The organism is Pseudomonas sp. RIT411 (assembly GCF_003057735.2).
Lineage (GTDB): Bacteria > Pseudomonadota > Gammaproteobacteria > Pseudomonadales > Pseudomonadaceae > Chryseomonas > Chryseomonas oryzihabitans.
Genome location: NZ_QBIZ02000032.1, coordinates 1 through 26,200, shown reverse-complemented (window position 1 = coordinate 26,200; position 26,200 = coordinate 1). Strand labels below are relative to the sequence as shown.

Genomic DNA, 26,200 nt, shown 5'->3' with positions numbered 1-26,200 from the left:
GGTGTGCCCTGCTGGGCGTTTTCCAGGTCCGGTACGAAAGTCGCCGAGCGAAGGTGAGGCGGATTGAAACGACCAACGGGAGTAACCGCCCAAGGCTGCTCAAAGGGGTAGCGCTCACCAACCAAAAAGCAGAGGGAGCGCAGTGTACGTGCGGTAAAGGAGCATTCCGACCGGGCTGGCGATCCAGGGGTTTTTCAACGAAGCATCGCCGATGCGCAGGCACTTCTCGTACTGGACCTAGCCGCCTCCGGTCAGGCGCGACACCCATTGCGCCAGCCGCAGCTTGAAGGGCGAATAGGGCGGCAGCAGCAGACGAACGGCCAGCAGCGGACCGGCGGCGAGCACGCTGCGCTCGTGGGAAAAGGTGCGAAAACCGGCCTGGCCATGGGCGCTGCCGCTGCCGGAGTGATTGACGCCGCCAAAGGGCAGGTGCAGCTGGGTGTACTGCTGCATGCACAGATTGAGGCCGACGCTGCCGGAGCTGGTGCGGGCGATGACTCGCTGCTGGATGTCGCGGTCGCGACTCCAGAGATAGAGCGCCAGGGGCTTGGGCCCGGCGTCGATGCGCTGCAGCACCTCTTCCAGGTCGTCGTAGGCGATCACCGGCAGGAGCGGACCGAACAGCTCCTGGCTGTCCAGGGGGCTGTCGATGGCCGAGCAATCCAGCAGGGTCGGGGCGAGATAGCGCCCGGCCACATCGTGCGCGCCGCCATGGATCAGCTGCGCACCGGCGGCCCGGGCCTGTTCCAGCAGCCCGATCAGCTGGCTGGCGTGGCGTTGATGGATGAGTCGGGCGTAGTCCGGGCTGGCCGCGGCATCGGTGCCGTAGCGCTGCACCAGCAGGGCGCGACAGCGCTCCTTGAAGGCCGGCAGCAGGCGGCGGGCGACGAAGACATGATCGGGCGCCACGCAGGACTGGCCGGCATTGAGGAATTTGCCCCAGAGCAGCAGCTCGGCGGCGGCATCCAGGTCGGCGCTGGCGTCGATGATCGCCGGCGACTTGCCGCCCAGCTCCAGGGTCACCGAGGCCAGGTGCCGGGCAGCGGCCTGCATCACCAGGCGGCCCACGGCGGTGGAACCGGTAAAGAAGAAGTGGTCGAAGGGCAGCGCCAGCAGTGCCTGGGCGGTGGAGACGTCGCCTTCGCAAAAGGCCACGGTGTCCGGGGTGAAGGCCTCGGTCAGCAGTTCGCGCAGCACCGCATTGACCGCCGGGGTGAATTCCGAGGGCTTGAGCATCACGCTGTTGCCAGCCGCCAAGGCCGACACCAGGGGGCCGAGCAGGGTGGAGACCGGGTAGTTCCAGGGGCCGATGATCAGGCAGCGCCCGCGCGGCTGGCTGTGGATGTGCGCCGGGCAGCCGAGGGACGTCAGGGTCGGGCGCACCCGCCGTGGCTTCATCCAGCGGCGCAGGTGGCGGCGCGCGTGCTGGATCTCTTCCAGCACCGGCATGATCTCCGACAGTTCCACCTCCACCTCGGGCTTGCCGAAGTCCTGGCGAAAGGCCGCATAGAGCGCCCCCCGCCGCGCCACCAGGGCGCCATGGAGGCGCTGCAGCAGGCTCAGGCGCTCGGCGGCGCTGGAACCGCGCAGGGCCAGGGCACGCGGTCCCTGGGCGGCGAACAGCCGCTGCAGCATCTCGGGGTCGACCAGGGCGGGAGCGGGATCGGGGAGGAGCGCATTCATGGCAGCAGTCCGCAAGGGGGCAGGAAGGGGACGATACGGCGACGACGGCAGTATTCAGCCTGGGCGCTGCCAGCGCCAGCGCGGCACCAGCCGGGGGCCGCGGGCACTGAGCGCGAGCAGGGCCGCCAGCCCCAGGGCCAGCAGGGCGAGCAGGGCGCTGGTGAGGGCGGCCGGTCGGACCGCGGCGCCCTGCAGCCAGAGCGACGCCAGCGCCGGGCCTGCGGCGCAGCCGAGCAGTTGCAGCGAGGGCACCAGGGTGGCGACGCGGCCACTGGCGTCCAGCCGCAGGGCCAGGCTGATCTGGAAGGGGGTGAGGGTCTGCCAGAGAAAGGTGAAGGTCAGGCACAGCAGCACGAAACTCAGGTGCGCCCCCGGCGCCAGGCCATAGATCAGCGCGGCCAGGCTGCCCAGCGTCAGGGTCGCCAGGGTCAGGGTGGTGGCGGCCGGCAGCCAGGCCACCAGGACCGCGCCGGCCAGGCCGCCGAGCAACTGGGCGGCGAAGCTGGCGGCGATCAGGGTCTGGGCTTGGCTGGCGTCCAGTCCGAGGGCTTCGCCATAGGGTTCCAGATAGGCCCAGAGCGCGCCGATGGCGGCCAGCTGGCAACCGACGAAGGCCAGCAGCAGTGCCTGGGGCAGTCGCCATCTATGGCGGACCGGCGCGCTGCCAGGGACGTCCACTGCCGCCAGCCGGCGTGGCAGGGCGATGGTCAGCGGCAGGGCCAGGGCGGTGACACCGGCCAGCAGCCGGAAGCCGCCGGCGCTGCCCAGCCGGGGCAGGATCCACAGCGCCAGCAGGGCGGCCAGCAGGCCCTGGCAAAAGGTCTGCAGAGCCATGAACAGGCCGGACAGCCGCTCGGCGGTGGGTTGACGGACGATCAGCGCCACCGCCGCCCAGAGCAGCAGGCCTTCGCCGAGACCGGCCAGGGCGCGCAGGCCGAGCAACGGCAGATCACCGCTGGCGTGGGCGCTGGCCAGGTCGGCGGCGACCGCCAGCAGCGTCGCCGGCCACAGTACGGCTGGCAGCCCCAGGCGCGGGCCCAGGGCCTCACCGGCGATCACGCCCAGGCCTAGGGCGACGATCTCACCCATGGCCACCAGGCCGAGGCCGTCGAGGCTGGCCCGGCCACTGGTGAACAGCTCGCCGAGCAGCAGCGGCTGCAGGCCGAGGATGAGCAGCGCCAGGGAGCCCAGCAGCAGCGCGGCTTGGACCTGGCGAGGCGGAGCGGGCGCGGTGACGGTCATGGGGTCTACCTTCGAAGAGTGGCTAGTAACCACGGCTTTCCGCCGGCAGCCGGCCCTGACGAAAGGCCTCGGCGGCGGCGCGCTGGTCGCGCTGGAGTCGGCGGGTGGCGATCAGCACCACCCACCAGGGCAGGCGGGTGAGCACCGCGCCGGTGGCCTGGGCCAGGGTGTAGGCCTTGGCGCATTTCTCGAACAGCTCGACATTGAGGGCGGCGCGACTGGCGGTGGTCCCCAGGCACAGTGGCTGGCCGCCGAGCAGCTGGACGTTGCCGCGCGCGGCCAGGGCTTCCGCCAGGGCATCGCCCCGGGCCACCGCGGGCGCCATCCGCCCCAGGTGCCGGGCCTGCTCGTCGAACAGGTCCGGCAACTGGCCGCCGAAGTCCGCCACATGCTGCCCGTAGCGCCCCGCGCCCTGGATGATGGCGCCGACATCCGGTCGCGACCGGTAGACGAGTGCATGATCCAGGGCGGCGCCGCTGCGGCGGGCCAGCTCGATCTCGCAGGGCGCGGCATCGCCCAGGGTGCCGTACCAGAAGCTCGCCGCCCCCGGTATGCGCACCGACAGGGCCAGGGCCGAGCGCTCGCCCTGGCGGGCCAGACGCTGCTGCAGATCCAGCCATTGCTGGCGCGATTCGGCTTTCATGGGCGGCCTCATACCAGTTGGAAGACCCGGTCGAAACGCTCCAGAGCGTCGTCGATCACGGCGTCGGTGTCGGCCAGGCTGGTGTAGATGCGGCTGCCGGCCAGGGTGATGAGGCCATGGGCGGTATAGGCCGCGCCCATCTCTTCCATCATGTGCTTGCGCGCCTTGGCCTCGTTGCGCACCCGCAGCAGCTTGAGCGGGTTGCCGGTGTCGAGCAGCAGCACCCCGGAGGTCTGCAGGTGGACGATGGAGCCCAGGTTGTAGGCGACATAGGGCAGGTTGCGGCGCTGGATGATCTCCTCCAGGCCCTGGCGCAGTCGATCGCCGGCGCGGCCGGCCTGGCCGGCGGCGTCGAGCCGCTGGATCTCCTTGAGGGCGTAGTAGCCGGCCACGCAGCACAGCGGATTGGCCGACAGGGTGCCGCCGACGAAGGCGCGCTTCGACGAGGTGCCGATGCCGCCCACCAGCAGCTGCATGACCTCGGCCTTGCCGCCCAGGGCCCCGGCCATGGGGTAGCCGCCGGTCAGGCATTTGCCGAGCACGGTGAGGTCCGGCAGCACCTTGAAGTAGCCCTGGGCCCCACCCATGCCGGCGCGGAAACCGGTCACCACCTCGTCGAAGATCAGCAGGGCGCCGAATTCGTCGCAGAGCTTGCGCACCTCGCGGTTGAAGTGCGGATGCACCGGGCGGGTGCCGCTCTCCGGGCCGAAGGGTTCCACCAGCACCGCCGCGGTGCCGCCGCGCAGGCGATTGAATTGCAGCCGCCGGCGCAGGGCCTCGAGGTCGTTGGGCGGGCTTTCCTGGGTGTGGGCGGTGGCGCCCCGGGGAATGCCGAGGGCCTCCATGCGCCCGGTGCCGGGCAGGCGCATGCCGTACACCAGCTGATCGCTCCAGCCGTGGTAGGCGCCGCCGATCTTGATGATCCAGCGGCGCCCGGTATAGGCCCGCGCCAGGCGTACCGCGGCCATGGCCGCCTCGGTGCCCGAACCCAGCAGCCGCACCTGGTCGATGCCGGGCACGCTCTGGCAGACCAGTTCGGCCAGCTTGACCTCGTATTCGTGCAGCAGGCCGGTGACCGGGCCGCACTCGGCGAGGATGTGCTGCACCTGGTCGCGCACGCCGGGATGATTGGAGCCGAGCAGGGTGGGGCCGCCGGCCTGGAGGAAGTCGATGTACTGGTTGCCGTCGACGTCGGTGAGGTGGGCGCCCTCCGCCCGGGCGATGGCCAGGGGGAAGGGATGGTTGAACGCCAGGTTGTGCTGGATGCCCCCGGGAATGAAGCGCTTGGCTTCTTCGGCGAGCCGCCGCGAGCCCTGGCAGCGCTCGTCGAAATAGCCCATGACCTTGGCCAGCGCCTCGCGGCGCAGCGGGCGCATGGGCTGTTTGACCAGGGCGTCGAAACGGCGATAGAGCGTCTCGGTATCCGGCCAGGCGGAAATCGCCGGAGGCGTGGGTACCAGGGGCGGCGGGGTGGTCAGGGGCTGATTCATGGCGGACCTCAGGACGGGAGGGAGGCGGTGAGGGTGGTCAGCAGGCGCTGGCGCGCCAGGCTGTCGGCTGCGGAGACACCTGGGCGGCTGGCGATACGACCGACCAGGTAGTGCTCGCAGAAGGCTTCCAGCTGCTCCAGCACCGCCAGGGTCTGGCGCGCGCTGGCGCCGTAGCAGAGCACTCCATGGTTGCGCAGCAGATAGGCCGGGCTCTCGGCGCTCAGGGCGCGGTCCAGGCGCTTGGCCAGCCAGCCGGTACCGGAGGGGGCATAGCCCACCAGCGGCAGGCGGCGGCCCAGTTCGGGCCAGCGCTCGGGATCGTCGACGCTCAGGGCCTCGCCCAGCAGGGTGCAGGCGCTGGCCAGCGGCTGGTGGGTGTGCAGGCTGCAGCCCGCCGCCGGAAAGCGCCGCAGCACCCGGGCGTGCAGCCCGGTTTCCACCGAGGGCGCGCGATCGCCTTCGAGCTGGTGCAGATCGGCCAGGCGCAGGATGCAGACGTCTTCCGCGCCCATCTGGTAGTAGTCGAGGGCGGAGGGGGTCACCGCGATGCGCTCGGCGTCCAGGCGCAGGGCCAGGTTGCCGCCGGTGGCGGCGAAGAAGCCGCGGCGCACCAGGTGCAGGCAGAGATCGACCACCTGTTCGCGCGCTTCGAGGGTATCGCTCATGGTCGGGCTCCCTGGTTGGGGTTGAGGCGGCGATAGAGCGGCGCCAGGCGCCGGCGGACTTCGAGAAAGGTGGCGTAGCTGTCGTCGTAGCGCGCCCGCGCCTGGGGGCAGGGCTGGTAGAGACGCGGCGGTCGCTGCAGCGCCGGCACGTCGCTGAAGGCCAGGGCGCCGATGCCGGCGGCGGCGATATAGGCCGAGCCCCGGGCATTGGCCTGGATCGGCGCATCGGGCTGGGCGATCACCTGGCCGGTGACGTCGGCCATGATCTGGCACCAGAGATTGGACTGGGCGCCGCCGCCCACCGCGGTGATCCGCTCCGGCCGGCGGCCGAGGAAGCGGCCGAAGGGTTCCAGCATCCAGCGGGTGTTCAGTGCCACCCCCTCGAGAAAGGCGCGGATGATGTCTTCCCGCGTGTGCTCCAGCGACAGGTTGATCAGCGCCGCGCGCAGGCTGGGATCGTCCACCGGGCTGCGCTCGCCATACAGCCAGGGGGTGTAGAGCAGCCCGCGGGCGCCGGCCGGCACCCGGGCGGCGATGCGGTCGAGCAGGGCATAGAGATCCGGGTGCTGTTCGTCGCTGAGGAGTTCGTCCGGGTGGTAGAGCACCTTGTCGCGCAGGAACGACAGGTTGGCGCCCGCCGCGGTCTGCAGCGCCATGGCCAGGTAGCGGCCCTTGACCGCGCTGGGCACGGCGGCCATGTGGCGCAAGACATCGGACTTCTTGAAGGGCACATGGGCGCCCAGCCAGGAGGAGGTGCCGAGATAGAGGTGCGGCGCGAAGTCCTCCACCGCCGAACCCACCGCCACCGCCGAGGTGTCCACCGAGCCGGCCACCACCGGGGTGCTGCGCGGCAGGCCGAGCTGGTCGGCCACCGCGCCGGTCAGGGTGCCGATCACCTCCGCCGAATCCACCAGGTCGGGCAGCTTGTCGCGGTCGAAGCCCAGGGTGCGGATCAGCCCGGCGTCGTACTTCACCTGGCGCGAATCGCGGTTGTCGGTGATCCAGGCGGTGCAGATGGAATCGGCGGTGGCGCAGCAGCGACCGGTAAGGCGCAGATTCATGAAGTCGAGGACATTGAGAAACTTCACCGTGCGCGCATAGCGCTCCGGCTGGTGGTCCTGCAGGTAGGCGATGTGCCCGGCGGAATCCTTGCCCGACAGCGAGGGCGCGCCGCCGGTGAGGCGGATCCAGCGCCACAGCTTGAAGGGCGAATACCCGGCGACCTTCAGCCGGCCGCCGCCGACCCGCCGCGCCACCGACTCGGCCCCGCGCATGTCCAGCCAGAGCAGCGCCCGGCCCAGGGCTTGGCCGTTGGCGTCCACGCACACCGTGCCCTCGGTCTGGGTCGAGCAGCACACCGCCACCACGCGCCGCCGCCGCGCCGGATCCGCCGCCAGCAATTCGCCGGCGCCGCGCAGGAAAGCCTGCCACCAGTCTTCCGGTTCCTGTTCGGCGCTGTGCCCTTCGACGTGCAGGGTGACGCCATGGAAGGTCCAGGCGACCACCTCGCCGCCAAGGGTGACCAGCGCGCTCTTGCAGCCGGAGGTGCCGAGGTCCACCACCAGCACCAGGCCGTCGAGGGCGGTGGCCTGGGCCGGCGCGGGCGGCGTGGCGAAGACGTGAGGTTTCATGGGCGCCGGCTCAGAAGGGACGGGCCACGGACAGTACCCAGCGGGCCTCGTCCGTCGCGCGCTGATGGTCGCCGTCTTCGGCGATGTAGAGTTCGCGCGCCCGGGTATGGGGACTCAGGTAGTCCAGGCCGAAGTCGAAGCCCCAGTGGCGATGCACCAGGCCGACGCCGTAGTCGCTGAAGTTGGCCTCGGAGAAATTGCGGATCTGCTGGTAGCCGGCGTGCAGCTTGAGGCTGGTGCGCGGGGTCAGCTCGTAGCGATAGTCAAGGTCGTAGAGCAGGCTGCCGCGGGAGTTGTGCTCACCCTTGGCATAGCACTCCAGGCCCTTGGTGGGGTCGGGGTTGAATTGCAGCTGGGCGCCGCAGACGCCGGCGGTGTTGGCGCCGCGGTAGTTTTCCGAGAGCACGTTGAGGATGCGCCCCTGCAGGGCCCCGTAGCCGATCTCCAGCACGGCGAACTGGCTGTTGTAGTTGGTGCTGCGAAAGCCATCGGGGGCGCCGGTCTCCGGATCGATGCGGCTGGGCGCCTTGAAGTGGGCGCCGGGAAAGAATTCCCCTGCCAGCCCCACGCCAAAGTGCCAGGCCTCCGGATCGCCGAAGCGGTAGCCGCCAGCCAGCAGGACGTTGGCGCCATCGCCGTCGAGGAACTGCTTCTTGCTCACGCTGCCGATTTCCGCCAGGCCGATCAGGCCGCTTTCATGGGCGAATTCCACGGTGACCTTGGCCCCCGGCCGATTGAGCGAGTCCGAGATGCTGCGGTTGCGCACGTCCGAGAGCAGGCGCGGGGTGATGGTCAGCGCATAGCTGGCCAGGTCGTCATCGGCCTGGACCGCGCTGCCGAGAACGCTCAGGCACAGCAGGGCCGCCGCCTGGGTGCGGTGAAGAATCCGGTTCATGGGGTCGCTCCTTGCGGTGGCTTAGCTGCAGTGCGGGGTGGCGGGGAGGGTGCTCAGCGGGGTGAGCTGTTCGGTCTTGCCGAGCACCTCGGTGCCGACATAGGCGCGGATGTTGAGGTCGTCGCCCTTGCGGCGGACGTAGCCCTTGTATTTCTTGCCATCGCGCGGATCGAACACCCAGCCGTCGCGCCAGGTACCTCCGTCGTCACGCGTCATCTGGAAGACCCGCGTGCCGCAGGTATCGCTGGCCTTGCCGGCGTCCTTGTCCCAGACGATGGTGCCGCACAGGGCACTCGCGTTGTCGGCGCAGGGCGTGACCTTGACGGCGGCGCCCTGATCGGCGGTCAGCCAGAGACCCTGGACCGGTGCGGCGTCAGCCGCCAGAGCGGGCGCCAGGGGTAGCGCCCAGAGGGCGACGGCGAGCGCGAGGGGTGTTTTCATGGAGGTGGCTCCTGCTGTTTGTTGTGGTTGTGGCTGGAGGCAGTAAGGGCAACGCGGTTGCTGATATGATAGTTATCGCTACACGATAGTTATAACTATCATTTTACTGCCCATCAAGGTGTTTTTTCGTCTAGACGAGAGCTTTTTCATGGTCGCCAAAGAGTCCGCTCCATCCTCCCGCGCCACGCCCAAGGCCCGCCCCAGCCAGCAGCGGGCAGCGGAAACCTACGAACGCATCCTGGCCGCGGCGGCGGAGGTGCTCTGTCAGGTCGGCATCGAGCGGCTGTCGACCAATCTGGTCTGCGACTGCGCCGGGCTGACCCCGCCGGCGCTCTATCGCTACTTCCCCAACAAGTACGCCCTGCTGGAGGAGCTGGGCCGGCGCCTGCTGGAAAAGCAGAATGCGCAGATAGACGGGCGGATCAATGCCGAGCTGCTGGCCGGTCCTTTGGAGCGGGTGGAAGACGTCTTGACCGGGCTTTTGCTGGATACCTACCGGGTCACCGCCGAGACCGCCGGTGGCATGTGGATCCTCAAGGCGCTGCGCGCGGTGCCCTCGCTGGAGCACGTGCGCCTGGATTCGCACCGCCGGGTAGCGGCGCAGCAGACGGAGTTGCTGGTGCTGCTGCTGCCCAGCGTGCCGCCGGCCGCCGTGGCCCAGGTCGCGCGGATCGTGGTCGAGCTGATCCACTCCACCGTGGAGCTGCTGTTCGATGAGGAGCTGCCGGCGGAAAGCACCTGCCGCACCGTCGCCGCCATGCTCAGCGGTCATCTGGGGCGCCTGCGCGACGGCTGAGCCGTTCGCCCGCCGGAGCGAGCATCCGTGGGGACTCAGGTCAGAATCGGCGGGCGTTTCACCACTGCCGAGGCCCGTCATGCCTGATCTGGATATCGCCACCTTCATCGCCGCCTGGCCCAGCCTGCGCCTGGAAGCTGCCCCGCCCTGGACGCTAACCGGTGCCTGCGAGCACCAGGTCAGGCTGCTGCTGGCGCGGCTCGGTCCCGGCTATCGGCGCCAGGGCGACAGCGCTATCCATGAGACCGCGGTGGTGGAGGCGGGCGCGGTGCTCAAGGGGCCGGTCATCATCGGGCCCGGCACCCTGGTGGCGGCGGGCGCCTATCTGCGCGGCGGTGTTCATCTGGGTGCCCACTGCGTGGTGGGGCCCGCCTGCGAGCTGAAGAGCAGCCTGCTCCTGGACGGCAGCAAGCTCGCCCACTTCAATTTCGTCGGGGATTCGCTGATCGGCAGCGGGGTGAATCTGGAGGCGGGTGCCATCGTCGCCAACTACCGCAATGAAAGTGACGGCGCGGTCATCCGCATCCGCCACGGAGACCGGGTGATAGACACCGGGGTGATCAAGTTCGGCGCCCTGATCGGCGACAATTGCCGACTGGGCGCCAATGCGGTCATCGCGCCGGGCGCGCTGCTGTCGCCCGGCACCCGGGTCGCGCGGCTGGAGCTGGTTGACCAGGGCGTGCCTTAAGGCGAGTCGGGCGCCGCAGTACCCTGGCCGGCGAGATAGGCGTCGGTGGACTCCAGGCTCGCATAGGCGAAGGCCAGCGCCGCCATCAGGGCGGCATGCACCTGGGCCGCCGGCACCCGGACCCCGTTGAATTCCAGATCCAGGGTGGCGCAGGCGTCATGGATCACGGTCACGGCGTAGCCCAGATCGGCCGCGGCGCGGACGCCGGCGTCGATGCACATATGGCTCATGGCGCCCACCACCACCAGCGATTCGATACCGCGCTCGTCCAGCAGCTGCTTGAGAGAGGTCTCGCGAAAGGCATTGGGATAGTGCTTCACCACCACCGGTTCGCCGGCGCGGGGCACGACGGCGGCCTGGATCTCGACGCCATCGCTGCCGGGCACGAAGATCGGCGCCTCGGCGCTCAGCGACAGATGCTGCACATGGATCACCGGCACGCCCTGGTCGCGGGCGTGGGCGATGATCCGCGCGGCATTGGCGACCGCGGCCTCGATGCCGCTGAGGGGCAGTTTGCCGCGGGGGAGGTACTCGTTCTGCAGATCGATGACGACGACGGCGTGCTTGCTCATGTCCAGCCTCTCGGAAGATGCTTCAGGTTTTGGGTCCGGCCATGATTGGCCAACCGCGCCCGCCGGCGAAGGGGCGTGACCGACAACTTCAGGGGCGCCAGCGACACATGCACGATCAACCACCGATCGAACTCGGCCTGCTGCTCTATCCCGGCGTGCAACAGGCGACGGTCCATGGCCTCACCGATCTGTTCGAGATCGCCGGGCGCCTCACCGGGACCGCGGAGGATGCCGAGCGCCCGCGGTTGCGCGTCAGCCACTGGCGGCTGGAGGAGGGCGAGACGCTGCCCAGGCGGGTCTACGACTCCCTGCCCGGGACAGGCGGCGCGCCCCAGGTACTGATCCTGCCGCCCAGTCTGGCCGAGCCGATTTCCCCGGCCGCCGCCGCGCCCTATGGTGACTGGTTGCGCTTGCAGCATGGCGAGGGCGTGCGCCTGGCCTCGATCTGTGCCGGTGCCTTCCTGCTGGCGGAAACCGGTCTGCTCGATGGCCGTACCGCCACCACCCACTGGCTGCATGTCGAGCGCTTCGCCACCCGTTTCCCCCGCGTGAGTCTGGACGCCGACCAGTTGCTCATCGACGGCGAGGACCTGGTCACCGCCGGCGGCCTCATGGCCTGGACCGATCTCGGTCTGCGCCTGGTCGACCGCTACCTGGGCGCCAGGCGGATGCTCGACACCGCGCGGACCCTGGTCATCGACCCGCCTGGCCGACAGCAGCGCTACTACAGCGCCTTTTCGCCGCGCCTGAACCACGGCGACAGCGCCATCCTCGCCGTACAGGAATGGCTGCAGGCGACCGGCGCCCAGGACCTCGCCCTGGACACCCTGGCCCAACGCGCCGGACTGGAACCTCGTACCTTTCTGCGCCGCTTTCGCCAGGCCACCGGCATGACCACCACCGCCTACGGCCAGCAACTGCGCGTCGGCCGTGCCCGCGAGTTGCTGCAGGCCAGCCGCCTGCCGCTCGAACGGGTCGCCTGGGAGGTCGGCTACAGCGATCCAGGCGCCTTCCGCAAGGTCTTTACCCGGGTCGTGGGGCTGAGCCCGGGGGATTACCGGCGGCGGTTTGGCGGATTGGCGGGAAGCGGACGCTGAGGGCGAGGGCGGGGCCAGCCGACCGCCACCCCGGCGGTCCCACGGGCAGTATTCGGACGGCCAAGGACCCGCTGAGCGCAGCTCGTCCAGAAAGCCGTAGCTGTGATCGGAAAGGCCCGCCCGCAGGAATCCGTTGTCGCCAAGCGCAACGGTAGAATCGGCCGGTACCGATCCTTTTGGGGCAGCTGCCGAGAGCGGTAGGGCAGGCCCGGTCTCAGGTGTTCACCCTGTATCTACCGACGGATGCCCGGTGCGCGGAACGGGCGATTCGTCTCCCTGTTTGAACTGAGCCCTGATCCATTCCTCCACAGAAAGAGTACAGATGACGGTGCCTCCAGCTTCCGCGAGGCATCGATCCGAGCGCCGCGCGCTCAGAGATGACAAGCCCCATGCAGGTAACAATGAGTCAAGATCCAAACTTTCAGCTGCTGTTCGAAGCGCTGCCTCACCTGGTCCTGGTACTGACGCCTGGTCCCGATTTCGTCATGGTGGCGGCCAACGAAGGGCGGCTTCGCGGCACCAATACCCGACGGGAGGACTGCATAGGCCGCTCGATTTTCGAGGTGTTCGCCCGCAACCCGGACGGGCAGTCGGAGTTCGGCGCCGGTGTGCTGCGGGCCTCGCTGGAGCGGGTGGTGCAGACCGGCAGACCGGATCGCATGGCGATCACCAAGTACGACATTCCCCGGCCAGCCAGCGAGGGGGGTGGTTTCGAGGTCCGTTACTGGAGCCCGCTGAATGTCCCGGTGCTGGATGACCGGGGCGAGGTTCGCTACATCATCCACCAGACCGAAGACGTCACTGACCAGGTGCTGGCCGAGCAACATTCCAGCACCCATCTGAAGCTTGCCGACGAACGCTTTCGCGCTGCCCTTCTGGCCTCCGAGGCAGGCATTTTCGACTGGTACATCGATGAACACAGCTTCTATTGCGATAGTGCCTTGCAGCAGCTGTTCGGCTTGCCGGACGTCCTGACCTCGGAACCCGTCGAGCGCTTCCTCGACCATGTGCATGTCGCTGACCGGGGCATCGTCAGAACGGCGCTGGCGGAATGCGTCCATGGCAAGGATTTCGTCGTGGAGTTTCGCCTGAAGCGCGACGCAGGCAGACAGTGGCTCCTGAGCAAGGGCAAGGTCTTCCGGGATGCCGCCGGCAACCCGTCCTACGTCACCGGCACCTGCGCGGACATCACCGCGCGCAAGCAGGCGGAAAAGGCCTTGTCCGACCTCAATGAAACGCTCGAGGCGCGGGTCGCGGCCGAGGTGGCGGAGCGTTCCCGCGTGGAAGACACCCTGCACCAGGCGCAGAAGATGGAGGCCGTGGGTCAGCTCACCGGGGGTATCGCCCATGATTTCAACAATCTGCTCACCGGGGTCATCGGCAGTCTGGAGCTGATGCAGCGGCGTCGGCGCAGCGGTGACGAGACGAATGACGAGCGCTACATCACGGCGGCGGTCACCTCGGCGCAACGCGCGGCGGCCCTTACCCAGCGGCTGCTGGCCTTTTCCCGCCGCCAGACCCTCGATCTGAAACCCCTGGAGGTCAATCCCCTGGTGGCGTCCCTGGAGGACCTGCTGCACCGCACCACCCGGGAAGACATCACCATCACCACGCACCTGGCCGCGGGCCTGGCCCTGGTGCGGATGGACGCCAACCAGCTGGAAAGCGCCGTGATCAACCTGGCCATCAACGCCCGCGATGCCATGCCGGATGGCGGCACCATCACCATCACCACTGCAGCCGTGCATCTCTCGCCGGAAGAGGGTGCCGCGATGGATCTCGCTGAGGGTGATTACGTGACGCTCACCGTGGCCGATACCGGGGTGGGAATGACGCCCGAAGTGCTGGCCAAGGTGTTCGAGCCCTTCTATACGACCAAACCGATCGGTCAGGGGACGGGCCTGGGGCTGTCCATGGTGTACGGCTACATGCGTCAGGCCAACGGCGGGGTCCGCATCCTGTCCCAGCCGGGGAAGGGCACCCAGGTGCAACTGTACATGCCGTGCCTGGGCGGTGACCTGGACATCCTGCCCAGCGAAGAAAGCCGCAGCGCACCCCTTGGCGTCGGCGAGGTGGTGCTGGTCGTCGAGGATGAGGCCGTGGTGCGGTCGCTGATCGTGGAAGTGCTGGGCGAACTCGGCTATCAGACCCTCGAAGCCGGGAATGCCCAGGAAGCCATGCCGTTCCTGGAAAATCCCCAGCGCATTGATCTGATGATCTCCGACGTGGGCCTGCCCGGCATGAATGGCCGCCAGCTGGCCGATCTGGCCCAGGCCAACCGCCCGGAGCTCAAGGTGCTGCTGGCGACCGGCTATGCGGAAGGCTCGAACGTGGAGGGTTATCTCGCTGCCAACATGCAGATCATCACCAAGCCCTTCGCCATCGATGCGCTGGCGAACAAGATCAGCGAGATGTTGAATCCGGGGGGTTGAGGAGCGCCCGGGGACGGGCTTGCGCGACTGCCCGCGTTCGGCCATCCGGGCTGTTCCCTGGGCAACAGTTGTCCGGGGAACTGTTCGGTCTGGGACTTCCAGGCGGCGAGGTTTTCACTTAAGTCACTGATATAGCGAGATTTTCGCGCTGGCACGGCATGTGCTCCAGCTCAGGGGTCACTTCCAAGGGAGTCCCTGCATGGCCGTCGCCCCCTCGCTCACTGCCGTTCCCCACGCCTTACCCGAACGTCCCGCCACCGTGTTGCGCGACGCCACCGAGGCCCTCGATGCCGCGGCGGCGCTGGCGGAGGATTTCGCCCGCGAAGCGCTCAGTCGCGATCAGGAGCGGCGCCTGCCCTGGGCCGAGATCGAGCGTTTCTCGGCCAGTGGTCTCTGGGCCATCACCGTGCCGCGGTCGTTCGGCGGCGCCGGGGTGGGCTTCGGCACCGTGGCGGAAGTCATCGCTCGGATCTCCGCGGCAGACCCCTCCCTGGGCCAACTGCCGCAGAATCACCTGGGCGTGGTCAACAACCTGCTGCTGACCGGCAGCCCGGACCAGCAGCGTCACTACCTCGGCCTGGTGCTCCAGGGCTATCGCTTCGGCAATGCCTTCTCCGAGGCGCGCAGCAAGACCGTTACCCAGTTCGAGACGCGCATCCGCTTTACCGGGGACACCGCCTGGATCGATGGCGAGAAGGCCTATTGCACCGGCGCGCTGTTCGCCCATGTGGTCCCCACGGTGGCGCTGGACGAGGAGGGTCTGGCTCATCTCGCCCTGGTCCCGCGCGATGCCGGTGGCCTGACGGTGATCGATGACTGGGACGGCTTCGGCCAGCGCACCACCGCCAGTGGCCGGGTGCAACTCAAGGGCGTCAGTGTCCGGCGCAGCGCGGTGCTGCCGGCCTGGAAGGCCTTCGAACGGCCGACGGCGGACGGCCCGGTGTCCCAGATCATCCAGGCGGCGGTGGACGTCGGCATCGCCCGCGGCGCCTTTGCCGCCACCCTGGCGGCTGCCCGGGTGGCGCGGCCCTGGACCGACAGCGGACTCGAGCACGGCTGGCAGGATCCGCTGAGCCAGGCGCTGATCGGCGACCTGAGCTGGCGGCTGGCCGCCGCCGAGGCCTTGCTGGAAGACGCCGGCGCCGCCGTCGACCGGGCTCTGGCGGCGCCCTCCGCGGCCAGCGTCGCCGAGGCCTCGGTGGTGGTGGGGCAGGCCAAGATCGCCTCCACCGAGATCGCCCTGGCCGCCGCCAATCGCCTCTGCGAGCTGGGCGGCACCCGCAGCGTCTCGGCGCGCTTCGGCCATGACCGCCACTGGCGCAATGCCCGCACCCATACCCTGCACGATCCGGTGCGCTGGAAGTACCACCTGATCGGCAACCACCTGCTCAACGGCGTCGAGCCGCCCCGTCACGCCTGGAACTGATGCCATGACCGATCTCGCCCCTGCCATCCAAGCCGAACTCGCCTTCGCCGACCAGGTACTCGCTGACCTGCGCGAGGCGCTGCCCCTGGACGCCCGTGCCCGCGATCCGCTGGTGATCGCCACGGTGGGTGACCTCCAGGTGCGCCTGGCCGCCGCTCGCGCCCTGCAGCGACCGCACCGCAGCGAAGACGCCCCGGTACGCCAGATCCAGGCGCGCCTGGCTGCCGACCATGCCCGCCAGCTTGCGGCCGAACTCAAGCGCGAATGGCTGACGGACGCCCCGGCGCCCCGTCAGCCCGGGCCGAGCGTTCGCGACCTCCGGCGCCTGCTGGGCGAGCACCACCTGACGATCACCGACTAGAAAAGGACTGCCATGTCACTGCGTACACTGCTTCGTTCCCTCCTGCTAATGCCGCTGCTGGCCACGACCGCGCTGGCGGCTGCCGACGAGATCCCGTCGCTGGCCGGCAAGCGCATCGCCATCAGCATGACCGGCACCAGTCACTACTTCGATCTCAAGGCCTTCCAGGCCCAGGTGGAAGAGGTCAAGCGGCTGGGCGGCACGCCCATCACCCTGGACGCCGGTCGCAACGACAAGAATCTGGTGACCCAGCTGCAGACCCTGGTGACCCAGAAGCCGGACGCGGTGATCCAGACCCTGGGCACCCTGAGCGTGATAGACCCCTGGCTGCGCCGCATCCAGGCGGCCGGCATCCCGCTGTTCACCATCGATGCGCCCTCCCAGTACAGCCTCAACAACACCACCTCGGACAACGCCGCCGCTGGGCGGGAGCTGGCCGAGCAACTGGCAAAGGACACCGGCGCCAAGGGTGACATCCTGGTGTTCAACGGCTTCCAGGGCGTGCCGGTTTGCGCTATCCGCTACGCCGAATTGCGCAAGGTACTCGACGCCCATCCGGGACTGAAGATCATCCAGCCCGAGTTGCGCGACGTGATTCCCAACACCGTGCAGGACGCCCGTGGCCAGATCGCGGCGCTACTCAACAAGTATCCCAAGGGGCAGATCGCCGCCATCTGGTCGGCCTGGGACATTCCCCAGCTCGGCGCCAGCCAGGCGCTGATCGAAGCGGGCCGCACCGAGATCAAGACCTATGGCGTCGACGGCACGCCCGAGGTGCTGGAGTTGCTCAAGCGCGGCGACAGTCCGGTCGGCGCGGTGGTCGCCCAGCAACCGGCGCTGATGGGCCGGACCGCGGTGCAGAACGTTGCCCGCTATCTGGCCGGTGCGCGCGACCTGCCTAGGGAGACCCATGTGGCGACCCTGCTCACCACCCCTGGCAACCTGAGTCAGGTCGCGGCGCTGCGAGGTGATCCATGAGCAGGGCGATCCTCGAACTGCAGGGTATCTCCCGGCGTTATGGCGCCACCCGGGCGCTGGACGGTGTGGACCTGACCCTGAGGGCCGGCGAGATCCACGGCCTGATCGGCGAGAACGGTGCCGGCAAGTCCACCCTGATCAAGGTGCTCGGCGGCCTGGTGACGCCCGACACCGGGGCGCTGCGCCTGCATGGCGAAGTCCTGACGGGCGTCGGGCCGCGCGAGTTGGCCCGCCGTGGCATCGCCATCATCCACCAGGAGCGGCTGCTGCCGCCCAACTTCACCCTGGCCGAGGCGCTGTTCTTTGGGCAGGAGCGGCGCCTCGGCCCGCTGCTGGATCGCCGTGGGCAGGAACGGGCGGCGGAGCGGTTGCTGGCCGAGCGTTTCGGCCTGGACTGCCGCGCGCGAACCCGGGTGGCGGACCTGAGCAGCGCCGAACAGCAACTGCTGCAGATCAGTCGGGCGCTGCTCGGCACGCCGGAGGTGCTGGTGCTCGACGAACCCACGGTGGCCCTGGCCCATGGCGAGGTGGAGCGCCTGCTGACCCTGCTGCGCCAGTTGCGCGACCAGGGGCTGGCCCTGCTCTATGTGTCCCATTACCTGCAGGAGGTCGAGCGCCTTTGCGATCGCGCCACGGTATTGCGTGGCGGCCGGGTGGTGGCCGAGGTGACGCCCAGCGTGACGCCGGCAGCGGCCATGGCGCGGTTGATGATCAACAGGGACCTGGGCGAGGCCTATCCCAAGGCCCGGACCGCGCCAGGCGAGGTGCTGCTGGAGACCCGCAGGCTGGGCCGTCCGGGGGCCTTCGCCGAGGTCGACGTGCAGGTGCGCCGTGGCGAGGTGGTCGGAATCGCCGGCCTGGTGGGCTCAGGTGCCAAGGAGCTGCTCAAGACGCTGTTCGGTCTGTTGCCGGTAGCCGAGGGCGAGTTGCTGCTGGACGGTCGCCCGCACCGCTTCGCCAGTCCCCGCGCGGCGGTGCGAGCAGGACTGGCGTTGTTGCCGGAGAATCGCCGCCAGCAGGGCGTGGCACTTGATCTCACCGTGACCGAGAATCTAACGCTGGCCGCCCTGGAACGTTTCAGCTGGTTCGGTCTCCGCCGGCCAGGCGCCGAACGCCAGGCGGCGCTACGGCTACGCGAGGCGCTGGACATCCGTACCCCGGATCTGGAGACGCCGGTGCGTCATCTCAGCGGCGGCAACCAGCAGAAGGTCGCCCTGGGCAAATGGCTGGCCCGGGACGCGCGGCTCTATCTGCTCGACGAACCCAGCGTGGGCATCGATCTCGCCGCCCGCGCCGAACTCTATCGCCAGGTCGCCCGGCTGGTGGAGCAGGGCGCCGGCGTCCTGATCCTGTCAGTGGATCTGCCCGAATTGCTCAATCTCTGCGACCGCATCCATGTGATGCATCGCGGGCGCTTGCTGCCGGCACGCCCGGCGGCCGAGTTGACGGCGGAGGAGCTTCTGGCCGCCGCCACCGGCGCCCGTGAGTGGCCCGCCAGACAGCAGCGGAGGGCGGATCTTGGCCTCGCCTCCTGATCGGTTGTCGATCCCGGTCCCGACCTGGCGCCCGGACCTCTGGCGCCATGGCGCGCTGCTGGCCTTCGCGGTGATCGCGGCCCTGTTCGCCTGGCGCGCGCCAGGCTTTCTCGGGTCAGGCAATCTGGCCAACATCCTGGCCCAGGCCGCCATTCCCGGCATTCTTGCCCTCGGCCTGACCCTGGTGATCGTCGGCGGCGGAGGCAACGTGCTCGCCGGTGGCCTGGACCTCTCGTTGGCGGCCAATCTCGGACTCTGCGCGGCGCTGCACGCGACCCTGGTCAACGCCGGCTACGGCGCGCCGCTGGCCATCGGCCTGACCCTGGTCTGCGGGTTGCTGGTCGGAGCGCTCAACGGCCTGACGGTGACCCTGCTGGGCCTGCCGCCGCTGCTGGCCACCCTGGCCAGTCTCAACGTGGTAGCCGGTCTGGAACTGGTGCTGAGCGAGAATACCGTGCTGCCGGCCAGTGCGCGCTGGCTGGATCTACTGGGCCTCGGCAGCTGGCTGGGCATACCGGCCGCGGGTTGGGTGCTGCTGCTGACCGCTCTGGTGCTGGCGGTGCTCCTGCAGCGCACCCCCTATGGGCTGCGCCTGGCGGCGGTGGGCGACCATCCCGAGGCGGCCCGCGCGGCGGGTCTACCGGTGCGCGGGCTGGTGTTTTCCAGCTATCTGCTGGCCGGCGGCTGCGCGGGCCTGGCGGCGCTGCTGTCGGTCGCCTGGTTCAGCGGCAGTACCCCGGGTTCGGGCGAGTTGCTGCTGCCGGTGGTGGCCATCGCCTTTCTCGGCACGGTGTTCTCCTGGCGCTCGCAACCCAGCGTCGGCGGCACCCTGCTGGCGGCCCTGCTGGTGGGGATGCTCGGCAATGGCTTTCAGTTGCTCGGGGTGAGCAGCTTCCTGGTCAATGGCGTCCAGGGCACGCTGATCCTGCTGGTGGTGGCCGCGGCCAGCCTGCGCCAGGAGGGCCATCGATGAACGCGACCCTTGCCCTCGGCCGGTCCGGTCTGCGCCTGGCATTGCCGTTGCTGTTCCTGGCGCTGGTGGTGGTCTTCGCCCTGGCCGCGCCCGGCTTTCTCAGCCAGGGCAACCTGCTCAGCCTGTTGCTGAACAATGGCCTGGTCCCCGCGCTGGTGGCCCTGGGATTGACCTACGCCATCGCCGCGGGCGGCATCGATCTTTCGGTGGGGATCGCCCTGGATCTGGCAGCCTTCGGTTGCATCGCCCTGCTCAACGCCGGTTGGCCGCTCGCCGTGGCGCTCGCCGGTGGGGTGGGGCTGAGCTTGCTGGTGGGGCTGGCCAACGCCCTGCTGGTGGCCGGCGTGGGGCTGTCGCCGTTCCTGGCCAGCCTGGGCGTGCTGTTCATCGGTACCAGCCTGCAACAGCTGCTGTCCGAGGGCGGCCTGCCGCTCTACCTCAAACCCGAATTCCGACCCCCTGCGAGCAGCTGGCTGGGCGCACCGGCGGCGGTCTGGGCGGTGGCGCTGCTGGCACTGCTCTACGGGGTGGTACTGGCGCGCGGACGCCTGGGCCGCGCGCTGCTGGCCCTGGGCAGCCAGCCGCTGGTGGCGCGTCATTCGGGGTTGGCGCTGCGCCGCCTGGCGCTCTGGACCTGCCTGGCCACGGCGCTGGCGGCGGCGGTCGCCGGCATCCTGCTGGCGCTGCGCATCGATGCCTATGTGCCGCTCTCGGGCAATGCCTACCTCATCAACGGCATCGGCGCCGTCTTCATCGGCGCCAGCCTCAATCGCCACGGCCGGCCCAACGTCCCCGGCAGTCTGCTGGGTGTACTGCTGTTGGCGGTGGCCGCCAACGGCCTGCTGCTGGTGGGCTGGAATTTCTACTGGCAGCAGGTGGCCACCGGGCTGCTGATCCTGCTGGTGCTGACCCTCAACCAATTGGCGCGGCGCCGCGACGCGTCGCGCTAGGAGTCCCCATGTCCCGCGAAATCCGCCTCAATGCCTTCGACATGAATTGCGTCGCCCACCAGTCGCCCGGACTGTGGCGCCATCCGCGCGACCGCTCCTGGGAGTACAAGGACCTCGAATACTGGACGGAGCTGGCGCAACTGCTCGAACGCGGGCTGTTCGACGGCCTGTTCATCGCCGATGTGCTCGGCCTCTACGACGTCTATGGCGGCGGCCCGGCGGCGACCCTGCGCGAGGCCACCCAGGTGCCGGTCAACGATCCCCTGGCGCTGATCACCCCCATGGCGGCGGTGACCCGTCACCTGGGTTTCGGCCTCACCGCCTCCCTGAGCTTCGAGCATCCCTATCCCTTCGCCCGGCGGCTTTCCACCCTGGATCACCTGACCCGGGGGCGCATCGGCTGGAACATCGTCACCTCCTATCTGGAAAGCGGCGCGCGCAACCTCGGCCAGTCCGCGCAGGCCGATCACGATGCCCGCTACGACTACGCCGAGGAATACCTGCAGGTGGTCTACAAGCTGCTGGAAGGCAGCTGGGAAGAGGGCGCGGTGCTGCGCGACCGCGCCTCCGGCCGCTTCACCGATCCGGCCAAGGTGCATCCCATCGGCCACCACGGGCGGCACTTCCAGGTGCCCGGCTATCACCTCTGCGAACCCTCGCCGCAGCGCACGCCCGTGCTCTACCAGGCCGGCGCCAGCAGCCGTGGCCGGCAATTCGCCGCCGAGCACGCCGAATGCGTCTTCGTCGCCGCCCCGTCCAAGACGGTGCTGAAGAAAACCGTGGCCGATATCCGCCGCCGGGCTGCCGAGGCCGGTCGCGATCCGCGCCAGGTGCTGATCTTCAACCTGCAGACGGTCATCGTCGGCGAAACCGATGCCCAGGCGCGGGCCAAGTGGCAGGACTACAAGGGCTACGTGAGCTACGAAGGCGCCCTGACCCTGATCTCCGGCTGGACCGGTATCGACTTCGCCGCCTACCGCCCGGACCAGGTCCTCAAGCACCTGCACACCAATGCCATCCAGTCCGCCGTGGAGGCCTTTTCCACCGCCGATCCCGGCAAGCAATGGACGGTGCAGGAACTGGCCGACTGGGTCGGCATCGGCGGCTTCGGGCCGCTGTTGGTAGGCAGTCCGGCGACGGTGGCGGACGAGTTGCAGAGCTGGGTTGAGGAGACCGACGTGGATGGTTTCAACCTGGCCTATGCCGTGACCCACGAGACCTTCGCCGACGTGGTGGACTTGCTGGTTCCGGAGCTACAGCGGCGCGGGGTCTACAAGCGCGCCTATCAGCCGGGCACGCTACGCGAGAAGCTCGGCAGCGCCGGCCCGCGGCTGCCGGCGGAGCACCCGGCCGCCGGCTATCGCGACCTGGCGCGGCAGCGGGAGGAAAGCGCGATACGGGTGCCGGCCTAGTCCGGACTCCCCGCACTCATTTGGCGAAGATGACCTTTTTCCATTGCCTGTTGGCTCCTTGCCCTTGAATGGATCGTGAAGGCTAACCCTTATCCGGAGATCGATGGTCTTTGCATCAAGAAACGCTGTCGCTCTGGTAGCCATGCGCAGATATAGGCAACGTAATCACGCAACGCCGAGTGCTAGCACCTAGGCTGCTGGTCCTGCCCCTTCATGTCGTCAAAGAGCTTAAGATTTAGGTAGAAGTACAGGTGTCAAGCCAAAACGTCTTCCTCGACTATGTCTAGGGATGCTTCAGCTTCGATCTGGTGACGAGTCCATTCCGCAGCCACCACCGGATTCTCTCGAATTTGATCTTCGATGCGTAGCGTTTCACGGAACTCGCGCGCGAGTGCGTTCATAGTCCAGTGAGGTTCGACGCCAAGCGTCTCGAGTTCCTGGCGTATCTCGGCCAACGCCAGGCGGAAGAACTCTTTGCGCGGATTCACCTTGTTGATTTGCTGGCGTAGGAAATGCCTGTGCAATTTTTTTTCCAGCCCCGGTGCGTCGTCGCTGAAAATCATGGCGTGGACGTCAAATTCGAAGGGCACGCTGGCATCACCCAACTCACGGATTCGGTCAAGCGGTTCCAGGCGCCGCGTCATCCCAATTTTGAAAACTTCCTCACCAAAAGAGCCGATGTTGGAAATGACGTATACGTGACCTGCCCGGGTCTGTTGCGCCATTGAAAGAGCACGTTGGTTCTTTTCTTCTGCGGTCTTTAACTGCTCTTGTAGCGCTGCTAGGCGTGCCTCGAAGTCTGCACGCTGGGCCTCGTTGGCCGCCGCAACCTGCTGCTGTGCTTTTTCCATAGCCTTGCGCAGGGTGCTCTCTTCTTTGGCCGCTTCTTTTAAGGCGCGTTCGTATTCACGGCGTGCCTTCTCTTCTTCTCGGATTTGCTCACGTAGCTGGCGTTGCTCTTCGCGCTCACGTTCTTTCAAGACATGCGCGGTTACCGCCCACTTTAGTTCGTTAAGGCGAGCTGCATGGTACTCCACCGTAATTCGCGCGTTACGGAACGGCGAGCCATTGAGATTGACGAGCGCGAAGGCATCGCGGATTTCCTGCTCAAGCTTGCCGTGATTATCCGTCTTGGTCCGTGACAGGATTGAATCGACCTTGCCGTTGTAGGCATCGGTGACGAATCGAATGGCAATCTGGCGACGGTTGGCCTCGGCATAGTCGCAGGTTGCGGACCGACCGAGCTTTACCAGAAGGCGAGAGGATTCTCGCGCCTGTTTGAGTTCTTTTCCGGCTTCAGTGAAGCCAAATTCTTCGGCCAAATCATCAAGAAGATTATAGGTCGGTACGATGTATTCATCGCCATACCCTTCGATAAGGTTTTTCATCGCCTGAGCGGCGTCCGTCAATTCTTTAGCCTTACCCATTGCGGCATAGGCATCACCCGCGATCTTATGCGCCTGAACGTTTGCCATAACCACGATTCGATCGGCTTCGCCTGTCGCGGATTGAAGCTTGGTCTCTGCCTTTTCAAGGTGAAGCCGGGCGCTTGCTAGCAGGTTATCCCGTTGCCCCTTGGCATCGATAAGCAGGCGCTCGGCTTCTGCTTCTGCATCCTTGACAGGTTGGAAGCGCTGCATTTCATTTAGCGTGGTCTCCAATTCGGCCCGTAGCTGTGCCTCCTGGCGCTCGAGCTCCTCAATCTCCTTATGACGTGCCGAGAGGCTAAGCAGTAGTTCGGCGATACGGCCCTTAGCCTTGGTGTGCTTGATCAGCAATACGAAGGCTGCCACCAGAGCGGTGATCAACAAAAATTCCATCTAGGCTTCCTTTCCCTGTAGTGATGTCAGGCAAGGATACACCGGTATGATGGTTTTGGGTGGTCCGAAAGCGCCGATTGGCTAGAACATGTAGAGAGGATAGGCGGTATTGATATCTTTTGTGTTTAATGAGGGTTTATGTCTGGAGGATCTAGTATGTGTGAGGTTTATAGTGTCCTCATTTTAAGAGGTTGCAGTAATTTTAGATTAAATTTTGTGTTTGGTTGTCGGATCGATAGTGCTGCTAGGATATCTAGGCGTGCTAGGGTGCCATATAGTAATGATGCGAAATGTCAGTTTATTTGAATGGAGGCTGGCGTTCAATGTGGCGCATGATGGGGCGCTGTAGATGAAATATGCCTGTTTTGAATTAGGCAAAAGCTTATTGGATGTCAAGTGGCATTCGGTCTGTCCGTTGCTATTACTTTAACGCTATTGCTATAAACACTAATGCAGCCTCGCTCGAGTCTGACAAGCCCCTAGACTAACGGCTCGGCGATGCGCTCCAGCAATTCCGGTCCATCGTTCTTCACGCTGCCCACGGCCTTGCCCACCGGGTACCAGTCGAAGGCGTCCACCGGCGTACCCTCGACCTCGCCGATCTCGCTGGCGCGTTCCATGGGCAGCTCGGGGTCCAGCCATTCGCGCGCCACGGCGGGTGGCAGGACCAGCGGGCGGCGGTCGTGGATGTCGACCATGCCGGCGTCGGAGGCAGCCGTGATGATGACGAAGCCGTCATCGTCCTGAGGTGCCTGGTCGGCCGGGCGGAAGTGGCCGATGGCGGCAAAGAACAGCGGTTCGCCGGATTTCAGCCTGATGAAGTAGGGCTGCTTGAGCTTGGGATCGGCGGAATCCTTCTTCCATTCGTACCAGCCATCGGCGATGACCAAGGCGCGGCCTCTTTGCCAGAGGCCGCGAAACATTCGGCTGGTGGCCGCCGTCTCCACGCGCGCGTTGATCACCGGCGGCCGCTTGGCCTGGCGCGCCCAGGCGGGCTGGTAGCCCCAGCGCACCGGATCCAGGTGCAGGCCATCGGCCTGCTGGTGGAGCAGCTGAACCCGGGTGCCGGGCGCCACGTTGTAGCGACCCAGGGCGCGGGGCTCCAGGCCGGTGCGGACGTCCGCGGGCTGGGCGCCCAGGGCGTCCAGGTAGTCGAGGGCATAGCGGTACTGGGCGAAACGGCCACACATGGGATGCTCCTGGGCGAGGGAGACACAGGCTGAAGCGCCGCGCGTCCCTACTTTGGACCGCGCCCCACGCGCGAAGTACCTGGCGCTCAGGCCTTGGGCGCCGCCGTCTCGCGTCCGGCCAGACCACGGTCGTGCAGCACCATCCCCGCGACCAGGGCTGCGACGAAGCCATAGATCTTCGCGATACCCAGCCCCAGCGCCGCCAGCGCCGGGCCCGGGCAGAGGCCTGCCAGACCCCAGCCCAGGCCGAAGAGCGCTGCGCCCAGTAGCAGGCGGCGGTCGATGGGTGCCATTAGCGGCAGCTGGAATCGGGTGTCAAGCAGAGGGCGGCTGAGTCGACGCTGCAGCTGAACGGCGGGCAGGGCAACCAGCAGGGCGCCGCCCAGGACGAGCAGCAGGCTGGGGTCCCAGTGGCCGCTGGCGAGGTCGAGAAAACCCAGTACGCGGGCGGGATCGAGCATCCCCGAGAGGGCCAGGCTACTGCCGAAGAGCAGACCGGCCAGCAGCGTGATGACCAGCCGCCAGAGCATCATCGTAGCAACCCACCCAGGGTGGCGGTCGCCAGTCCAAGGAGCAGGAAGACGGCGGTCGCGGCCAGCGAGCGGCGCGACCCTCGGGCCACGCCGAGGATGCCATGACCCGAGGTGCAGCCCGAGCCCAGCCGGGTGCCGAAGCCCACCAGCAGCCCGGCCAGCAGCACTGTCGGCCAGGTCGCGTTCACGGTCGGCTGGGGGAGGTCGTGCAGACCGCGCACCAGCAGCGGACCCAGAACCAGGCCCAGCACGAAGACCAGACCGGTGCCGACCTGCTGGCCGCCCAGCAACCGACCAAAGATGCCGCTGATGCCGGCGATCCGGCCGTTGACCAGCAACAGCAGGCTGACCGCCACACCCAGCAGCAGTCCGCCCGCCAGGGCAGGGAGATAGGCGGCGAGGGTCATGCTGGCGTGTCCTGCGCCTGGCAGAAGATCTGGTAGAGCGCCTGCAGCAGCTGGGTGGCCTTGTCTTCGGTGAGGCGGTAGAAGATCTGCTTGGCCTCGCGGCGGGTGGTGACCAGGCCGGCTTCGCGCAGCACCCCGAGCTGCTGGGAAAGGGTGGGCTGGTGGATGTCCAGGCGGGCTTCCAGTTCGCCGACCGCGTACTCGCCTTCGGCGAGGGCGCAGGCCAGCAGCAGGCGAACCGGATGCGCCAGGGTCTTGAGCAGGGCGGCCACCTCCCGGGCGCGGACCTGCATATCCTGGGCAGAGAGGGCCGCGCCGGGGGAGGGTTGGGCAGGAAGAG

General features: G+C 67.8%; 25 protein-coding genes. 11 read left to right on the top strand and 14 right to left on the bottom strand.

Annotated elements, in window-relative coordinates; all coding sequences use genetic code 11:
- Positions 1 to 237: 237 nt before the first annotated feature.
- Genes DBY63_RS24380 through DBY63_RS24345 form a run of 8 tightly spaced genes read right to left on the bottom strand, consistent with a single transcriptional unit; the run spans position 238 to position 8,690 of the window.
- Positions 238 to 1,683: an aldehyde dehydrogenase family protein gene (locus DBY63_RS24380; protein ID WP_108583025.1), complete on the bottom strand. Its 1,446-nt coding sequence runs from the start codon at positions 1,681 to 1,683 to the stop codon at positions 238 to 240.
- 54 nt (positions 1,684 to 1,737) lie between these two features.
- A complete protein-coding gene (locus DBY63_RS24375; protein WP_108583026.1) occupies positions 1,738 to 2,925 on the bottom strand; it encodes a hypothetical protein in 1,188 nt (395 codons plus the stop codon).
- A gap of 22 nt (positions 2,926 to 2,947) precedes the next feature.
- Positions 2,948 to 3,568, bottom strand: a complete 621-nt coding sequence (locus DBY63_RS24370) for a hypothetical protein (RefSeq protein ID WP_108583027.1) — start codon at positions 3,566 to 3,568, stop codon at positions 2,948 to 2,950.
- 8 nt (positions 3,569 to 3,576) lie between these two features.
- Complete coding sequence (locus tag DBY63_RS24365) at positions 3,577 to 5,058, bottom strand: aminotransferase class III-fold pyridoxal phosphate-dependent enzyme (RefSeq protein ID WP_108583028.1); 1,482 nt, start codon at positions 5,056 to 5,058, stop codon at positions 3,577 to 3,579.
- Positions 5,059 to 5,066: 8 nt separating this feature from the next.
- Positions 5,067 to 5,723: a class II aldolase/adducin family protein gene (locus DBY63_RS24360; protein WP_027599633.1), complete on the bottom strand. Its 657-nt coding sequence runs from the start codon at positions 5,721 to 5,723 to the stop codon at positions 5,067 to 5,069.
- Positions 5,720 to 7,354, bottom strand: a complete 1,635-nt coding sequence (locus tag DBY63_RS24355) for an FGGY-family carbohydrate kinase (RefSeq protein WP_042133742.1) — start codon at positions 7,352 to 7,354, stop codon at positions 5,720 to 5,722. The genes DBY63_RS24360 and DBY63_RS24355 overlap by 4 nt, the downstream gene beginning before the upstream one ends.
- A 10-nt stretch (positions 7,355 to 7,364) precedes the next feature.
- Positions 7,365 to 8,249: a TorF family putative porin gene (locus DBY63_RS24350; protein WP_027599631.1), complete on the bottom strand. Its 885-nt coding sequence runs from the start codon at positions 8,247 to 8,249 to the stop codon at positions 7,365 to 7,367.
- Positions 8,250 to 8,270: 21 nt separating this feature from the next.
- Positions 8,271 to 8,690 carry a DUF2147 domain-containing protein gene (locus DBY63_RS24345; protein WP_027599630.1) on the bottom strand — a complete coding sequence of 140 codons (420 nt, stop codon included), beginning with the start codon at positions 8,688 to 8,690 and terminating at the stop codon, positions 8,271 to 8,273.
- Positions 8,691 to 8,838: 148 nt separating this feature from the next.
- Between DBY63_RS24345 and DBY63_RS24340 the strand changes: the two genes are divergently transcribed.
- Together DBY63_RS24340 and DBY63_RS24335 are read left to right on the top strand one after the other, a co-directional pair.
- Complete coding sequence (locus DBY63_RS24340) at positions 8,839 to 9,486, top strand: TetR/AcrR family transcriptional regulator (protein ID WP_007158625.1); 648 nt, start codon at positions 8,839 to 8,841, stop codon at positions 9,484 to 9,486.
- A 79-nt stretch (positions 9,487 to 9,565) separates the two neighbouring features.
- A complete protein-coding gene (locus DBY63_RS24335) occupies positions 9,566 to 10,174 on the top strand; it encodes a DapH/DapD/GlmU-related protein (protein ID WP_077172649.1) in 609 nt (202 codons plus the stop codon).
- Here the strand turns inward: DBY63_RS24335 and DBY63_RS24330 are convergent.
- Positions 10,171 to 10,746: a cysteine hydrolase family protein gene (locus DBY63_RS24330; RefSeq protein WP_077172650.1), complete on the bottom strand. Its 576-nt coding sequence runs from the start codon at positions 10,744 to 10,746 to the stop codon at positions 10,171 to 10,173. The two genes, DBY63_RS24335 and DBY63_RS24330, sit on opposite strands and share 4 nt — an antisense overlap.
- Before the next feature lie 107 nt (positions 10,747 to 10,853).
- Between DBY63_RS24330 and DBY63_RS24325 the strand changes: the two genes are divergently transcribed.
- The 9 genes from DBY63_RS24325 to DBY63_RS24285 all read left to right on the top strand — a co-directional run bounded on the left by DBY63_RS24325 (position 10,854) and on the right by DBY63_RS24285 (position 21,910).
- Positions 10,854 to 11,843 (top strand): GlxA family transcriptional regulator, encoded by a 990-nt coding sequence (locus tag DBY63_RS24325; protein WP_108583029.1) that lies wholly within the window; start codon positions 10,854 to 10,856, stop codon positions 11,841 to 11,843.
- A gap of 401 nt (positions 11,844 to 12,244) precedes the next feature.
- The gene (locus tag DBY63_RS24320; protein WP_108583030.1) at positions 12,245 to 14,275 is read left to right on the top strand and encodes a PAS domain-containing sensor histidine kinase; all 2,031 of its coding nucleotides are present in this window, start codon (positions 12,245 to 12,247) and stop codon (positions 14,273 to 14,275) included.
- Positions 14,276 to 14,474: 199 nt separating this feature from the next.
- The gene (locus DBY63_RS24315) at positions 14,475 to 15,701 is read left to right on the top strand and encodes an SfnB family sulfur acquisition oxidoreductase (RefSeq protein ID WP_108583031.1); all 1,227 of its coding nucleotides are present in this window, start codon (positions 14,475 to 14,477) and stop codon (positions 15,699 to 15,701) included.
- Between the two features lie 4 nt (positions 15,702 to 15,705).
- Entirely contained in the window at positions 15,706 to 16,062 is a 357-nt protein-coding gene (locus DBY63_RS24310; protein WP_027599625.1) for a hypothetical protein, read from the top strand.
- 48 nt (positions 16,063 to 16,110) lie between these two features.
- Positions 16,111 to 17,040 carry a sugar ABC transporter substrate-binding protein gene (locus DBY63_RS24305; protein WP_231501027.1) on the top strand — a complete coding sequence of 310 codons (930 nt, stop codon included), beginning with the start codon at positions 16,111 to 16,113 and terminating at the stop codon, positions 17,038 to 17,040.
- Entirely contained in the window at positions 17,037 to 18,575 is a 1,539-nt protein-coding gene (locus DBY63_RS24300; RefSeq protein ID WP_027602085.1) for a sugar ABC transporter ATP-binding protein, read from the top strand. The genes DBY63_RS24305 and DBY63_RS24300 overlap by 4 nt, the downstream gene beginning before the upstream one ends.
- Complete coding sequence (locus DBY63_RS24295; RefSeq protein WP_108583032.1) at positions 18,559 to 19,548, top strand: ABC transporter permease; 990 nt, start codon at positions 18,559 to 18,561, stop codon at positions 19,546 to 19,548. Before DBY63_RS24300 ends, DBY63_RS24295 begins: the two co-directional genes overlap by 17 nt.
- On the top strand, positions 19,545 to 20,498 hold the full coding sequence (locus tag DBY63_RS24290; protein ID WP_108583033.1) for an ABC transporter permease: 954 nt from the start codon (positions 19,545 to 19,547) through the stop codon (positions 20,496 to 20,498). The genes DBY63_RS24295 and DBY63_RS24290 overlap by 4 nt, the downstream gene beginning before the upstream one ends.
- Positions 20,499 to 20,506: 8 nt before the next feature.
- Entirely contained in the window at positions 20,507 to 21,910 is a 1,404-nt protein-coding gene (locus DBY63_RS24285; protein WP_027602088.1) for an LLM class flavin-dependent oxidoreductase, read from the top strand.
- 254 nt (positions 21,911 to 22,164) lie between these two features.
- Here the strand turns inward: DBY63_RS24285 and DBY63_RS24280 are convergent, their stop codons facing one another.
- The 5 genes from DBY63_RS24280 to bigR all read right to left on the bottom strand — a co-directional run bounded on the left by DBY63_RS24280 (position 22,165) and on the right by bigR (position 26,153).
- Positions 22,165 to 23,730 carry a DUF4041 domain-containing protein gene (locus DBY63_RS24280; protein WP_077172657.1) on the bottom strand — a complete coding sequence of 522 codons (1,566 nt, stop codon included), beginning with the start codon at positions 23,728 to 23,730 and terminating at the stop codon, positions 22,165 to 22,167.
- Positions 23,731 to 24,209: 479 nt separating this feature from the next.
- Positions 24,210 to 24,920 (bottom strand): SOS response-associated peptidase family protein, encoded by a 711-nt coding sequence (locus tag DBY63_RS24275; protein WP_027599618.1) that lies wholly within the window; start codon positions 24,918 to 24,920, stop codon positions 24,210 to 24,212.
- A gap of 86 nt (positions 24,921 to 25,006) precedes the next feature.
- A complete protein-coding gene (locus tag DBY63_RS24270) occupies positions 25,007 to 25,453 on the bottom strand; it encodes a DUF6691 family protein (protein WP_108583034.1) in 447 nt (148 codons plus the stop codon).
- A complete protein-coding gene (locus tag DBY63_RS24265) occupies positions 25,450 to 25,860 on the bottom strand; it encodes a YeeE/YedE thiosulfate transporter family protein (protein ID WP_077172659.1) in 411 nt (136 codons plus the stop codon). The genes DBY63_RS24270 and DBY63_RS24265 overlap by 4 nt, the downstream gene beginning before the upstream one ends.
- A complete protein-coding gene (gene bigR, locus DBY63_RS24260; protein ID WP_108583035.1) occupies positions 25,857 to 26,153 on the bottom strand; it encodes a sulfite-sensing transcriptional repressor BigR in 297 nt (98 codons plus the stop codon). The genes DBY63_RS24265 and bigR overlap by 4 nt, the downstream gene beginning before the upstream one ends.
- Positions 26,154 to 26,200: the final 47 nt, after the last annotated feature.